Consider the following 14778-nt stretch of genomic DNA (forward strand, 5'->3'; position numbering starts at 1 on the left):
GGGGAGACATGATGGCGGACCGCTACGAACAATCCATGATGGACAACCTGTACTGGTGGGGCGTGCCGACCCTGTTCCGGTGCCCCCATGTGGGGCCGCAGGACCAGGATATCGCCCTTGTGGGCGTGCCGCATTCCGCCGGCAACGGCACCACCGAGCGCGACCAGCATCTGGGCCCGCGTGCGCTGCGTCATGTCTCCGCCGTGCAGCGCCGGGTGCATTCGCTGTTCCAGATCGATCCGTGGTCGAGCGCGCGCATTGCCGATGTTGGCGACGTGCCGTTCCCGCGCGCCAACGACAACGAGGATTGCATCGAGCGTATAACCGCCTTCTACCGTGACATCGACGCCGCCGGTGCGCGGCCCGTTTCGGTGGGCGGCGATCACTCGATCACGGGCGGGATCGTGCAGGCGCTGGGCCGAGGCGAACTGGCGGGCGGGCAACCGGTCAGCTTTCTGCATCTGGATGCGCATACGGATGTGTTCACCAAGGTCGATCATTTCCTGGGGGCCAAGAAGTCCGCCGCGCATTGGGGGGCTTACTTGGCCGATCAGGGGCAGGTGGACCCGACCCGGTCGATGCAGATCGGGTTGCGGGGGCATCCGCGCAGCCTGGACTGGCTGCAGCCTTCTTATGACTATGGCTACAACATCGTCACCATGCGCGAGTTCCGCCAGCGTGGCTTGGCCGATGTGGTGGCCCAAACGCGCGATGTTCTGGGCGACCGGCCGGTCTACATCACCTTCGATCTCGACTGCCTTGACCCGACCATCGCGCCGGGCGTGTCGAACCTGGAACCCGGCGAGAAGGGTTTTGACATCGACGAAGCCGTAGGCATTCTGCATGCCGCGCGGGGGCTCAACATCGTCGGCGGCGATGTGGTCTGCATGATGCCGACCAAGGACAGCCCCAACAACATCACCGCGCTGACGGCGGCGGCGGTGATGTTCGAGATGATCTCGATGATCGCCGAGAACGTCGCGCGGGCCTAGCGCCGCGCGTCGATCGCTTGGGCCAGCACGCACAGCAGTTCGAACATCAGCGAAATGCCCAGCCACGCGGTGCCGCCCGCCGGGTCAAAGGGCGGCGAGACCTCGACCAGATCCGCGCCCACAAGGTTCAGACCTTCCAGCTTGCGAATGACCTGCTGGGCCTGAAAGCTGTTGGGGCCGCCGATCTCGGGCGTTCCGGTGCCGGGGGCATGGGTGGGGTCCACGAAATCGATGTCATAGGTGCAATAGCAGGGCGCGTCGCCGACGATCGCGCGGACCTCGGTCATGACATCGTCGATGCCGCGATCGAACAACTCTTCGATGCGAATGATGCGGATGCCTTGCGCCTCGCCCCATGCGATATCCTCGGTGTTGTAGGCGGTGCCGCGAATGCCCACCTGCACGAAGCGTTCGGGATCGACCAATCCTTCCTCGACCGCGCGGCGGAACGGGGTGCCATGGGTGTATTTGTGCCCGCCGAAATAGCTGTCGAACAGGTCGGTATGGCTGTCGAACTGGATCAGCCCCAGCGGGCCGTCGCTGGCCAGCGCCCGCAGGACGGGCAGGGTGGTCAGGTGATCGCCGCCCGCCGTCAGGGGCACTATGCCGCGCAGCGTCAGGTCGGTGTAGAAGCGGGTGACGCGGTCCAGCGTATCCTCGATATCCACCGGGTTGGGCGGCACGTCGCCCAGGTCGGCACAGTTGACCAACTCGAACGGGGCAACCCCGGTCACCGGGTTCATGGCGCGGATCATGGTGGATTGGTCGCGCAACTGCCGCGGCCCATGCCGCGCGCCGGGCCGGTTGGTGGTGCCCCCGTCCCAGGGGATGCCGACCAGCCCAAGCTCGACCAGATCGATCCGGTCGTCGTCCGAGGTCAGGGCCGGCAGACGCATGAAGGTGGGGACACCGGCAAAGCGGGCCAGCTCCATCGCCGAGACGGGTTGAAAGAACGCATTTGCCATGAGGCCCCCTGTGTCGTCGTTTGCCCGAGCCTAGCGCCAAGCCCGCGTCAAAAACACCCGGTCCGCGACACAACGGCGTCGGATCAGGACAGAATCCGGAAATTGGCGCGGATCTCGGCCTCTTGTTCGGGGCTGAGGTATTGCGGGTGATGCGTGCGCAGGATTTTACGCGCGCGGTCGCGGGCGGTTGACCAGGCATCGCGGGCGCCGCTGTCCTGCCAGCTGCGCGGCTCGGCCCGGTCGGCAAGGGCGGGGTAGAAATAGTCGCGCTCCATCGCTGCATGGGTGTGGGCGCTGCCCAGGAAATGGCCCTCGCCCAGAACCGACTGGCAGATCGCGTCAAAGCCCAGGTTTTCTTCGGTCACCTCGATCCCGCGCAGGGCGCGATAGGTGTGCGAATGCATCTCGTCGTCCAGTACGAACCCCTCGAAGCTGACCCCCAGCAGCGATGCCGTCATGCCCGAGCTTTCGTAGATCAAATTGCCGCCGGCCAGTGCGGCGGCCAGCGAGGTGATGCCTTTCTCGGCACCGTATTGCGCGTCGATGGCCTTGGCATCGGTCATCGAACAGGCCACGCCCGAGGGCAGCCCCAACCAGTTGGTGATCTGGGCCGAGGCCGCGTTCAGCACGGCGGTTTCGCCACTGCCACCCGAAAAGGCACCGGTGCGCAGATCGATGATGAAGGGCCAGTTGGAAAACACCATGGGAAAGCCCGACCGGATCGCGTTGACCATGACCAGGCTGGCCAGGGTTTCGGCCAGCGACTGGGCCAGAAACCCGGCCATGGTGGCGGGCGCGGTCGCCCCGGCCTGCGCTGCGGTGATGCAGGACATGGGGATGTTGTGCGCGATGCATTCATAGACCACGTCCACCGCATCTTCGCCGTACCGCAAGGGCGAGATCACCGGGCTGATATGCGCCTTCAGAAACGGGCGTTCCGCAAAGGCGCCCTGGCCTCCGGCGGCGATATCCAGCATCCGCACGATGGGCGCGACATGTTCAGCCAGCGTGAACGAGGTTGCCACCGGTTTGGTGGTATTCCGGATCAGCGCATACGCTGTATTCACGTCCAGATCGAAATTGTCCGGCACGTCGGTGGCGACGCAGCATCGGGTGAACCAGCTGACATTGGCCAGCGTGTCCTGAAGGCGGGTGAAGTCATGCAGGTCAGCCAGGGTCGACGGGCGATAGAGCCCGCTGTCCAGGTCCAGCGTCTGGACCGCCGCTCCGCCGGTGCCTAAATGCACGCGGTCGCCGCCCACCTCGATCGACCGGGCCGGGTCGCGCCCGTGCAGGGTAAACCGTTTGGCGGCCTGCCGGACCGCGCCTTCGACCATCGTGCGGGGAAAGACCAGCCGTCCCGGCGGGCCGGGCCGCGCGCCGGCGGCGATCAGGTCTTGTGCCAAACGGTCGGGCACCTCGCCCATGCCCAGCCTTTCCAGCAGGCGCAGGGCGGTGTCGTGGATCGCCGCGATCTCGGGCAAGGTCAGGGGTTTGTACTGCCCACCGGTCTGGCCGGGCGGGCAGGGGTCAAAGGCCGGTTTGGCCGCCCGTTGCGCCAGCCTGGCCCGCCGCCCGCCGCGTTTGCCCTGTTCTGGCATCTTCGAAGGCTCCTGATCCGATCCTGCCCTGCAGAGTACGCGGCAACGCGGGGTGCGGCCAAAGCGGAAATGCCGTTTTGAGAAATCTCAATCCCCGTTTCGATTTTTCGGGACCGGCCACTGCGCCATTGCCCGCCCGCTGCGTCGTTCGGCAGGGTTCGGGGAATGTCAGAAGGAGCACACCCATGAAATCGCGCACCAAGGTCGTGGTGATCGGCGGCGGAATCGCTGGCTGTTCAACCCTGTATCACCTGACGCAGGAAGGCTGGAGCGACGTGGTTCTGGTGGAGCGCAACGAGCTGACATCCGGCACCACATGGCATTCGGCCGCGCAGGTGACGAACTTCGGAATGAACCAGACGATGGTGGGGCTCAAGTCGCATTCGATCCGCCTGTACAAGGAACTGGCCGAGGACCCGGACTATCCAATCAACTACCATCATGGCGACGGTGGCATCCGGTTGGCCAATACCGAAGCGCAGATGCAGGGCTATCGCCATTTCGCGTCGATGGCGCGGGGGATGGACGTGCATTTCGAGGTGATCGACGCGCAGGAATGCGCCCGCCGCCACCCGCTGATTTCCACCGAGAAGCTGCTGGGTGGCCTGTGGGATCCGCTGGACGGAGACATCGACCCCGCCCAGCTGTGTCAGGCGCTGGCGCGGCGGGCGCGCAAGGCCGGGGCCGAGGTCTATCGCAACACGCCGGTCACGGCCCTGACCCAGCACAAGGATGACACCTGGACCGTTCATACCGAGCACGGCGACATCGACTGCGACATCGTGGTGAATGCCTGCGGGTACCGCGTGAACGAGGTGGGCGCGATGATGGGCGTACACCATCCCGTGGCCTCGATGGAGCACCAGTATTTCCTGACCGAGGAAATCCCCGCGATCCGCGATGCCGGCCACCGCATGCCGCTGCTGCGCTGCCCGATCAGCGACTATTATTGCCGGCAGGAAAAGAACGGGCTGCTGTTGGGCTTCTACGAACAGGACTGCAAGACCTGGGGCATGGACGGGATCGATCCGAACTTCGTCAACGCGCTGTGCCCGGACGATCTGGACCGGGTGACCGATGTGCTGGAAGGCGCGTTTGCCCGCATGCCCGCCCTGATGGAGGCCGGGATCCACACGGTCGTCAACGGCCCTATCACCTACACGATCGATGGTGCACCCCTGGTCGGGCCGATTCCCGGCAAGCGCAACGCATTCTGCATCATCGGCCTGCGGGCCGGGCTGGGTGAGGGGGGCGGCCACGGCTGGCTTCTGGCCCAGCAGATCGTGCATGGCGAGGCCTGCTATGACACCTGGTGCCTCGACCCGCGCCGGTTCGCCGGGCATGCCAATGTCGAGCTGACCGCGCTGAAGGCGATCGAGGATTACCAGAATGAGTTCCGCTTTCACTTTCCGCACGAACACCGCCCCGCCGGGCGGCCCGCCAAGACAACGCCGCTGACCCCGGTTTTGGCCGCCGAGGGCGCGGAATTTACCGTGGTGAATGGCTGGGAGCGGGTCGAGTACATCAAGCCCGCGCCCGATTTCACGCCGACACTCAGTTTCGATTTTGACGAAACATTCGACGTGATCGCCGCCGAGGTTGCCAATGTGCAGCAGAATGCCGGGCTGGCCGAGGTGAACGGGTTCAACCGGATCGAGATCACCGGTACCGACCGGCATGCGTTCCTCGACCGGATGATCTGCGGCGCGCTGCCCCGTCGCCCGGGGCGGGTGGGGTTGGCCTATCTGCTGAACCATCAGGGCATGGTCAAGGCCGAGGCGACCATCGCAAATCTGCCCGCCAGTGACCGGGGGCCGGATCGGGTTTGGTACGGCTCGGCCGCAGCGGCCGAACTGCATGACATGGATTGGCTGTCCCGGCACATCGCCCCCGACGAGGACGTGCAGTTGCGTAGCCTGACCAACGACCAGACCATCCTGGTTCTGGCCGGGCCACGGGCGCGTGACGTGCTGTCGGCCTGTTCGCGCGGGGATTGGTCGCGGGACGCCTTCCCGTGGCTCAGCGTGCGCGAGTGCTTTGTCGGCATCGCGCCCGCCACCGTGATGGGCGTCAGTTTCTCGGGCGAGTTGGCCTATGAGATCCATGTGCCCAACGCCTCGCTCCATGCGGCCTATCTTGCTCTGCGGCAGGCCGGACAGGCCTTTGGCCTGCAACTGTTCGGCGCGCGGGCGATCGAGTCGATGCGGATGGAGAAGACCTTCCTGCATTGGAAGGCCGACCTGATCACCGAATATGACCCGTTCGAAACTGGGTTGGGCCGCTTTGTTAGGCTGGACAAGCCGGAGTTCATCGGGCGCGCGGCGCTGATCGAACGGCAAGCCAATGGACCGTCGCGCAAGCTGGTTGCCCTGCAGGTGCAGGCCGCGCACGCGCCCGCGCAACCCGGTGCGTCGCTGATGGTCGGGGATCGGGTGGTGGGAACGGTGACCTCAGGCGACTGGGGGCATCGCACCGGGCTGAACCTGGCGCATGCCTTTGTCGAGCCGCACCTGTCAGCCGAGGGCAGCGAGATGATGCTGGACCTGTGTGGTGACAGGGTTCCGGCGCGGGTGATCCCTGCCTGCCCCTACGATCCCGAGTTCACCCGCATGCGCAGCTAATGGGTGTGACCAACATTCACCATTGCCCGAAAGCAAAAACTCTGTTTCGCTAGTTTCGATGAAATCGAAATTGCGGGAGGGTTTTGCCCCGTGTCCAAAACACTGAGCCTGCGCTGGTTGGAAGTGTTCCGCCTGATCGCCAAGTCCGGTTCGATTCAGCAGGTGGCCTCGGAAACGGGTTTGTCGATCAGCACCGTTTCCAACCATCTTCGCAGCCTGGAAGACGCCCTTGGCATCGCACTGGTGGATCACGGCCGTCGTCCGATGAGCCTGACACCGGCTGGCGAGGTATTTTCGCGCTATGTACGCGATGGCCTGACCGTGTTGAAGCGGGGCGAGGCCGAGATCCGGTCTGGCAACTGGCGCCACGCCACCGATCTGCGGCTGGCCCTGGTGGATGATTTCGACAACCAGATCGCGCCCGAACTGATCCGGTTTCTGGCCCATGCGCTGCCGCGCTGCAATTTCCGGCATTTCACACGGCCCAGCCACGAGATCATCGAGAAATTGCAGGAGCACAAGCTGGACGCGGGCGTGGCGACCCGACCGCCGGGCGGCACACAGGGCCTGGTCGAATACCCTTTGATGCGGGATCCGTTCATCGTGATCGTGCCCGAAAAGTTCAAGGGCGAGGTGCAGGATCTGTTCTCGCCCCATTCCGACCTGCCGCTGCTGCGGTATTCGCGAGACTACACGATCGGCAAGCAGATTGAGATCCAGCTGACGCGCAACAAGTACAACCTGCCCAACCGGTTCGAGCTGGAATGCAACCAGTCGATCATGGGGTTGGTGGCCGAAGGCAGCGGATGGGCGATCACCACGGCCGGGTGTTTCCATCGGGCGCATCGCTATCATGACTCGGTTCGGGCAACGCCTTTTCCGGGTCGGAACTTTGTCAGGATCGTTTCTCTGTTCACGACCGAGGTCTATCCGGACACCACTTCAAAACTGATCCACAAGGCCCTAAGCAGCTTGATCCGGCAGTATTTTACCGAACCGATGTGCAAGCGGCATTTGTGGCTGAAGGGTGATTTCCGGACGATGGAAGATCGGGCCGCCTGACCTAGGCACACGGATCACCCCGAGTTGGCAGGACCCAAGGACTGTCGTTCGACGATATGCGTGAACAAGTGTTCACCGGCCGCCGGGGCCCTTTTTTCTACCATTTCGATCAATGCCTTGGCGGCTTTTCTACCCATTTCCCGATGCGGCACGTGCACGGTCGTCAGCGCCGGGCGCAGGATCCGGGCCAGTTCGATGTCATCGAACCCGGTGATCGAGACATCCTGCGGCACTTTCAGCCCCATGTCCTGAGCCCTGAGCAAAGCGCCGGCGGCCAACACATCGTTGCCGCACATGACAGCCGTCGGCGGCGCGTCCTGCGACATGAGACGCGCGAAGGCTTCTGCGCCGTTTTCGATCTCGTACGGAGTCTCGATGACCTGAAGCATCTGCGGGTCAAGCCCGTGCTGCCGAACAGCGTCGCGCACCCCGTCCAATCGAAGGCGCGCGCGGTCGTTGCCGTGGGTGATGCCCGATATCACCGCAAGCCGTCTGTGCCCGAGGTCGATGACCCTTTTCGCCAACTCGTACATGGCCGCCCGGTTGTCGAAACCGATGGAGGGCAAACGCCCGTCCGGGGAAAATGACCACGCGACCAGCGCCGGAATTTCCCGGTGTTCAAGAAATTCGTAGATGCGCGACGCCCGGTCGTGTCCGATCAGCAGCAGGCCATCGGCGCCGCGGGCAACCAAAGTACGGATCTGCTCTTCTTCGGTGGCCGGTTTGTAGGCCGAACTGGATACCAGCAGCGTATATCCATGTTGGTGCAGCTCTTCCTGAAAGGCCTGCAAGCCGCGCGCAAAGATGGCGTTCTCCATCGTCGGGATGATCGCGCCGATGGTAAACGTGCGTTTGGCCGCCATGACCCGAGCCGCGAAATTCGGTGTATAGCCCAGCGCCTCGATCGCCGACTGCACGCGTTTGCGGGTCGCTTCGACAACCCGATCCGGCGTGTTGAGGCAACGCGAAACCGTAGCCGTGGAAACGCCCGCCTTTCTGGCAACGTCATCCAGTGTCGGGGCGGGCTTCAGCTTCGACATTTCCAAACCTAATCTTTGCTCTGTCCAATTCTAACCGGATCGGATTGGCAATGAAAGTTGAAATGTAAGCGCTTGCATTTTCCATGTAAGCGCTTACAAATGGCCTCAGTGCCGATTCTAGCCGGAGTCCCGAACATGTTTCTTGCCGCATCCGCCATCGTCTTCGTCGTCTATTTCGCGAACGTGGCGCTGGGTGCGTTTGCAGGCCGCGCTTTTCTTGGGGATGTGGGCGAGATGCTGGTTCTGTTCGCGGCGTCGATCCTGTTCGTTGTCGCAATTCTGAAAAAAGAGGCCGAACGTGAGGAGAACGGCGGCTGAATTTTTCCAATGGGAGGGCAATCAATGAACAAAGATCAAATGAAACTGGCGTCAGCTGAACGCCGCAATTTCCTCAAACTCAGTGCCAGTGGCGCGTTCACGGCCGCACTGGTGGCGGGCGCAAGCGGCGTGTTGTGGTCATCCGAGGCCGCGGCGCAGACCGCTAAGGAAGAAAAGGAACGCGAACAAGCTGCCGAGCATGTGATGACGGTGGCCACGGCCTATGTGCTGGGCGCCTCGCGCAGCTATCCGATCATGCAGCTGGACCTGAAGGAGAACATACAGAACGCAACCAACGGCAAGGTCTATGTCAAGCTGGCCCCGGGCGGGCAACTGGGCGCGGGCGGCGCGTTGGTGCAGAAGGTGCAGGGTGGAACCATCCAGGCCGCGCAGCATTCGCTGTCGAACTTCGCACCCTTCGCTTCGACCGTGGACCTGATCAACATGCCGTATCTGTGCGGCTCGAACCAGCGGTTCACCAACCTGGTGCATTCCGACACCTGGAAGAACGAAGTGCACCCCAAGGTCGAGGCCGCTGGCTTCAAGGCGCTGTTCTATGTCGTGATCGACCCGCGCGTCGTGGCCGTGCGCCAAGGAGGAAATGCCATCATCACCCCCTCGGACATGAGCGGCGTGAAATTCCGCGTCCCCGGGTCCAAGATGCTGCAGCAATACTACCGCATGGTCGGTGCCAACCCGACGCCCGTTGCCTGGGGTGAGACCCCCTCGGCCATCAAGCAGGGCGTGGCGGATGCGCTCGACCCGTCGGTCGGCGCGCTCTATGTGTTTGGCTTCAAGGACATTCTGTCTCACGTCACCTTCACCCAGGCGGTGCCGGACAGCCAGGTCTATTCCTGCAACCTGGAATGGTTCAACTCGATGCCGGCCGACGTGCAAGAGGGCATCATGTGGGGCTCGGAGATGACCAGCCACCAGAACCTGGCCAAGGTACCCTCGGCCCGCGCCCATGCCATGGCCGAGTTGAACAAGGCCGGAGTCGAGTTCCACTCGTTGACCGACGACCAACTGGCCGAGTGGCAGGAGACCGGCGGTTATCAGCGCTCGGAGTGGGACCCCTTCAAGACCGAGTTGGCCGGGTCGATGGACGCCTTCGAAAAGCTGGTCGAAGCGGCCGGAACCCAAGGCAAATACTACGTCCACGACGCCTGATGCGGATCGGGCGGGCGCCGGACGTGTGCCCGCCTTTTCGCCAGACCTGCAGGGCCTGAGCTTTCAGGCCCATCCCCCCAGCCTTGCCGAGGGAAGCGATGTCCTTACTCAAAACCATAGACCGCAACGCCGAACGCTGGCTGCTGCTGGTATTTTACGTGATGCTGGTCATCACGATGGCAATCGAGGTGCTGCGGCGCGAGATCTTCGCCTATTCCTCGATCTGGGGCGAGGAGATCGTCCGCTATTCCTTCATCTATCTGGCCTGGATCGGCGCGGCGGCGGCGGTCAAGGAACGCGCCCATATCCGGATCGACGTGATCATGCATTACCTCGGGCCGCGGCCCAAGGCGGTGCTGTATATCTTTGGTGATCTGGTGATGTTCGCGGTGGCGGTCATCGCGCTCTACTGGTCCTACGAGGCGGTTCATGTCTCGGCCAAATTCGGCTCGGTCACTGACGGGCTGCGGGTGTCGAAGGTGTGGTTCCTGATGGCGGTGCCGACGGGCTTTGCCCTGATGATCTGGCGCCTGATCCAATCGTTGACGAATGACATCAAAAGCCTTCGTGACGGCACGCCCGTTTTCGAAGGCGACAAGCTGTTTGACTGAGGAGAAACCGGATGCTGTGGAGTTCTCTCAATCAAACGGTCGAACTGGGCTGGGATTTCTACCTGCCCGTGATCCTGTTCGTCGGCCTGATCGCGCTGGCTGTTCCGGTCTGGGCCGCAATCGGCTCGGCTGCGATCGTGATGCTGATCATGTCGGGCGACCTGCCGCTGAGCCTTGTCGGCGAAAGCCTGTTCACCGGCATCGACGCCTTTGCCCTGACCGCGGTGCCGCTGTTCATCCTGACCGGTGACGTACTGGTGCGAACCGGGCTGTCGCGCAAGTTTCTGGACGTGGCCGAGGCGCTGACCTGTTTCGCCAAAGGCGGGTTCGGTTCGGCCACGGTTCTGGTCTGCGGCATGTTCGCGGCCATCTCGGGGTCCGACGCGGCAGGAGCGGCGGCGGTGGGTCGGATGACGATCAACCGACTGGTCGAAAGCGGCTATCCGCGCCCCTATGCCTGTGCGCTGGTGGCGGCGGGGGCCTGTACCGGGATCTTAATCCCGCCCTCGATCGCCTATATCATCATCGGGCTCGTGCTGGGCATCTCGGCCTCGACCCTGTTTCTGGCTGCTCTGATCCCGGGGCTGGCGATCCTGATCTCGATCCTTGTGACCAATATCATCATGAACCGTCTCTACGCCTATGAGGGCGGCGGGATGATGACCATGGGCGAATGGCTGGCCAACCTGGGCAAGGCGCTGAAGTCGGGCTGGTACGCCTTCATCGTGCCGGGCATCATCTTCTATGGCATCTTTTCGGGTCGCCTGACTCCGACCGAGGCTGGCGCGACCGCCGTCGTCGTCACCATCATCATGGGGTTCATCCTGCGCACGCTGACGCTGGCGGACTTCCCGTCGATGCTGGTCAGCTCGGCCAAGGTGAACGGGGTTATCCTGCCGATCATCGCCTTCTCGGCCCCGCTGGCCGAGGCGCTGGCGATCATGGGCGTGCCGCAGGGCTTCGTGGCCTCGGTGACCTCGCTGACCGAGGATCCGTTCCTGCTGATCCTGCTGATGATCGGCATTCTGATCGCGGCCGGTTGCGTCATGGAGACGACACCGAATATCGTCATCCTAGCCCCGATCCTGAAACCGCTGGCGGACAATATCGGCATGAACGAGATCCAGTTCTGCATCATGATGATCACCGCCTTGGGGGTGGGCTTCATTACGCCGCCACTGGGGCTGAACCTGTTCGTGGTGTCGGGGATCACGGGTGAATCCATCCTCAAGATCGCGGCCCGCGCCGTGCCCTTCGTGCTGACCATGCTGATCGTCGTCATCCTGATCGCCTACGTTCCGGCGCTGTCGACCACTTTGCTTCCTGAAATCTACCAATAGGATCTTCTGAATATGTCGCGTGAATACCTCAAGAAGGCCACCCTGACCGCACAATCCCACGCGTCCGAGGTGCATGACACGGTCAAGACCATTCTGGCCGACATCGAGGCCGGCGGCGACGCCAAGGCGATGGAATACGCGGCCAAGTTCGACAAGTTCGAGGGCAACGTACTGATGACCCCCGCGGAAATCGACGCCGCCTGCGCCTGGGTGCCGGAAAAGCTCAAGGCCGACATCCGCTTTGCCCAAGACAACGTGCGCCGCTTTGCCGAGGCGCAGAAGGCCACCGTGTCGGATGTGCAGCTGGAAATCGTGCCGGGCTTCATCGCGGGGCAGAAGGCCATCCCGGTCGATGCGGCGGGCTGCTATGTGCCCGGCGGGCGGTATAGCCACATCGCCAGCGCCATCATGACCGTGACCACCGCCAAAGTGGCGGGGTGCCGTCACATCACCGCCTGTTCGCCGCCCCGCCCGGGCGAGGGCGTGGCCCCGGCGATCGTCTACGCCGCCCATATCAGCGGCGCTGACAGCATCCTGGCCATGGGGGGCGTGCAAGGCGTGGCCGCCATGACCTATGGCTTGTTCGGGCTGCCGCGCGCCAACATCCTTGTGGGGCCGGGCAACCAGTTCGTGGCCGAGGCCAAGCGCATTCTGTACGGCAAGGTCGGCATCGACATGATCGCGGGTCCGACCGATAGCCTGATCCTGGCGGATGCCACGGCCGACCCCTTCGTCGTGGCCACCGACCTGGTGAGTCAGGCCGAGCATGGCTACAACTCGCCCGTCTGGCTGGTGACCGATGACCGCGATCTGGCGACCCGTGTGATGGAGATGGTCCCGACCCTGATCGCCGATCTGCCCGAGCTGAACCGCGACAACGCCGCCGCCGCCTGGCGCGACTATGCCGAGGTGATCCTGTGCGCGGACCGCGAAGAAATGGCCGCGTGTTCCGACGACTACGCCCCCGAGCACCTAACCGTGCAGGCCGCGGATCTGGATTGGTGGCTGGATCGGCTGACCTGTTATGGATCGTTGTTCCTGGGCGAAGAAACGACCGTGTCCTATGGCGACAAGGCCACCGGAACGAACCACGTCCTGCCCACCTCGGGCGCGGCCAGCTATACCGGCGGGTTGAGCGTGCACAAATACATGAAGATCGTCACCTGGCAGCGGGCCACGCGCGAGGGTTCGAAACCCATCGCCGAGGCGACCGCGCGGATTTCGCGGCTGGAAGGGATGGAGGGCCACGCCCGCGCGGCCGATGTGCGTCTGGCCAAGTATTTCCCGGACGAAAACTTTGACCTGACCGCAGATGAATGACCCCCGCGACCTGTTCGATCTGACCGGCCGGGTGGCCTGCGTCACGGGCGCCAGTTCTGGGCTGGGCCGGCGTGTTGCGCAGGTGCTGGCGGCTGCGGGCACGCGGGTGGTGGGCGTTGCCCGCCGGGCCGAGGCACTGGCCGAGTTGCAGGCCGAGATCGGTGCAGGCTCTGCGGTGGTCGCAGGTGACGTGGCCGACCGGGACGGCCTGCCATCGCTGGTCGAACAAATCTCGGCCCCGTTCGGCGCGCCGGATATCGTGGTTCATGCCGCCGGGGTGAACTCGCGACAGGCCGCCGATGACGTCACGCCCGAAGGCTGGGATGCGACGCTGGGCCTGAACCTCGGTGCGCCGTTCTTCCTCAGCCAGGCCATGGTTCCTGCGATGAAGGCGCGTGGTTGGGGCCGGATCGTGAACTTCGCCTCGCTGCAGACGACGCGGGCCTTTCCCGGCGGGATCGCCTATGGGGCCAGCAAGGGCGGGATCGCACAGCTGACCCGCGCCATGGCCGAGGCCTGGTCGTCCCACGGGATCACCGCCAACGCCATCGGCCCGGGCTTCTTTCCGACCGAGCTGACGCAGGCGGTGTTCGATGACCCCGCCCGCGCGGGCCGCAACGCGGCGCAGACATGCATCGGTCGCAATGGCCGCATGGACGACATTGACGGGCCGATCCTTTTCCTGTGCTCGCAGGCATCCGACTATGTAACCGGGCAGATCCTGATGGTTGACGGGGGGTTCACAGCGAAATGAAAGCTCTGGTTTATGAAGGCGTCGAACAGCTGGTCTATCGCGACGTACCGGACTCTGCGCCGCAACCGGGCGAGCACCTGATCCGGGTCGAGGCCGCTGGGATCTGCGGGTCCGACATGCATGCCTACTTGGGTCATGATGCGCGCCGCCCAGCGCCCCTGATCCTGGGGCACGAGGCGGCGGGCACAGTGATCGGCGGCCCCAAAGACGGAACGCGGGTCACGATCAATCCGCTTGTAAATTGCGGGCAGTGCCCGGCCTGCCAAGCGGGACGGGAAAACCTGTGCCCCGACCGTCAGATCATCTCGATGCCCCCGCGTGAAGGCGCCTTTGCTCAATATGTTTCGATGCCCTGGGATAATCTGGTCGAGGTGCCGGATCACGTGCCCTTCGCCAAAGCCGCCTTGGCCGAGCCGCTGGCCGTCAGCTGGCATGCCGCGCGCCTTGCGCTCGAGGCGCTGCACCCGGCGATGGAGCGTCGTGCGCTGGTGATCGGGGGTGGGGCGATTGGCCTTGCGGCGGCGCTGGCGCTGCGGGCGATGGATGTCGTGGATGTGACCATCGTCGAACCCAACGACCTACGGCGTAAGTTCCTGCAAAGGCTGGATTGCGCCAAGGTCGCACCCGAAGCGCAAGGCGAATTTCCGATCGTGGTCGACGCCGTGGGTTTTGCCGCCACCCGTGCGGTTGCCTCGGAACGGGCCCAACCCGGCGGAGTGATCGCGCATGTGGGCCTGGGCGAGGACGCCGGCGGGCTGGACGTGCGACGCATGACCCTGCAAGAGATCACCTTCATCGGAACCTACACCTATACCGCGCAGGATTTCCGTCAGACCGCGCAGGCCATCTTTGACGGCGCTCTGGGCCCTCTGGACTGGATCGAAGAACGCGATCTGGCCGATGGCGCCCGGGCCTTTGCCCAGTTACGCTCGGGTGAGGTCGCGGTTCCGAAAATCGTGCTGTCCCCGTGGGCCTGACTGCCCG

General features: G+C 63.9%; 13 protein-coding genes. 10 read left to right on the forward strand and 3 right to left on the reverse strand.

The window, feature by feature from the left end; translation table 11 throughout:
* Positions 1-11 precede the first annotated feature (11 nt).
* Complete coding sequence (locus AC2FML_RS07395; protein ID WP_170390782.1) at positions 12-992, forward strand: arginase family protein; 981 nt, start codon at positions 12-14, stop codon at positions 990-992.
* Here the strand turns inward: AC2FML_RS07395 and AC2FML_RS07400 are convergent.
* Entirely contained in the window at positions 989-1957 is a 969-nt protein-coding gene (locus AC2FML_RS07400) for an agmatinase (RefSeq protein WP_496736060.1), read from the reverse strand. The genes AC2FML_RS07395 and AC2FML_RS07400 overlap by 4 nt on opposite strands.
* An 83-nt stretch (positions 1958-2040) precedes the next feature.
* Complete coding sequence (locus tag AC2FML_RS07405) at positions 2041-3558, reverse strand: trimethylamine methyltransferase family protein (protein WP_496782618.1); 1518 nt, start codon at positions 3556-3558, stop codon at positions 2041-2043.
* 185 nt (positions 3559-3743) lie between these two features.
* Between AC2FML_RS07405 and AC2FML_RS07410 the strand changes: the two genes are divergently transcribed.
* A complete protein-coding gene (locus AC2FML_RS07410; protein WP_496782620.1) occupies positions 3744-6179 on the forward strand; it encodes a GcvT family protein in 2436 nt (811 codons plus the stop codon).
* A 90-nt stretch (positions 6180-6269) separates the two neighbouring features.
* A complete protein-coding gene (locus tag AC2FML_RS07415) occupies positions 6270-7241 on the forward strand; it encodes a LysR family transcriptional regulator (protein WP_170441376.1) in 972 nt (323 codons plus the stop codon).
* A gap of 14 nt (positions 7242-7255) precedes the next feature.
* On the opposite strand, the gene AC2FML_RS07420 is transcribed toward AC2FML_RS07415, so the two are convergent.
* Positions 7256-8281, reverse strand: a complete 1026-nt coding sequence (locus AC2FML_RS07420) for a LacI family DNA-binding transcriptional regulator (protein WP_170420140.1) — start codon at positions 8279-8281, stop codon at positions 7256-7258.
* 135 nt (positions 8282-8416) lie between these two features.
* Between AC2FML_RS07420 and AC2FML_RS07425 the strand changes: the two genes are divergently transcribed.
* The 7 genes from AC2FML_RS07425 to AC2FML_RS07455 all read left to right on the forward strand — a co-directional run bounded on the left by AC2FML_RS07425 (position 8417) and on the right by AC2FML_RS07455 (position 14771).
* The gene (locus tag AC2FML_RS07425; RefSeq protein WP_170365134.1) at positions 8417-8599 is read left to right on the forward strand and encodes a hypothetical protein; all 183 of its coding nucleotides are present in this window, start codon (positions 8417-8419) and stop codon (positions 8597-8599) included.
* A gap of 24 nt (positions 8600-8623) precedes the next feature.
* Positions 8624-9769: a TRAP transporter substrate-binding protein gene (locus AC2FML_RS07430; RefSeq protein ID WP_496782622.1), complete on the forward strand. Its 1146-nt coding sequence runs from the start codon at positions 8624-8626 to the stop codon at positions 9767-9769.
* Between the two features lie 98 nt (positions 9770-9867).
* The gene (locus AC2FML_RS07435) at positions 9868-10380 is read left to right on the forward strand and encodes a TRAP transporter small permease (protein ID WP_170405198.1); all 513 of its coding nucleotides are present in this window, start codon (positions 9868-9870) and stop codon (positions 10378-10380) included.
* 11 nt (positions 10381-10391) lie between these two features.
* Complete coding sequence (locus AC2FML_RS07440; RefSeq protein ID WP_170340241.1) at positions 10392-11720, forward strand: TRAP transporter large permease; 1329 nt, start codon at positions 10392-10394, stop codon at positions 11718-11720.
* 12 nt (positions 11721-11732) lie between these two features.
* Positions 11733-13040, forward strand: a complete 1308-nt coding sequence (gene hisD / locus AC2FML_RS07445) for a histidinol dehydrogenase (protein ID WP_496782624.1) — start codon at positions 11733-11735, stop codon at positions 13038-13040.
* Complete coding sequence (locus AC2FML_RS07450; RefSeq protein ID WP_496782626.1) at positions 13033-13794, forward strand: SDR family NAD(P)-dependent oxidoreductase; 762 nt, start codon at positions 13033-13035, stop codon at positions 13792-13794. The genes hisD and AC2FML_RS07450 overlap by 8 nt, the downstream gene beginning before the upstream one ends.
* Complete coding sequence (locus tag AC2FML_RS07455) at positions 13791-14771, forward strand: zinc-dependent alcohol dehydrogenase (protein WP_496782628.1); 981 nt, start codon at positions 13791-13793, stop codon at positions 14769-14771. The genes AC2FML_RS07450 and AC2FML_RS07455 overlap by 4 nt, the downstream gene beginning before the upstream one ends.
* Positions 14772-14778: the final 7 nt, after the last annotated feature.

It is taken from the genome of Ruegeria sp. BHSC029 (assembly GCF_059613085.1).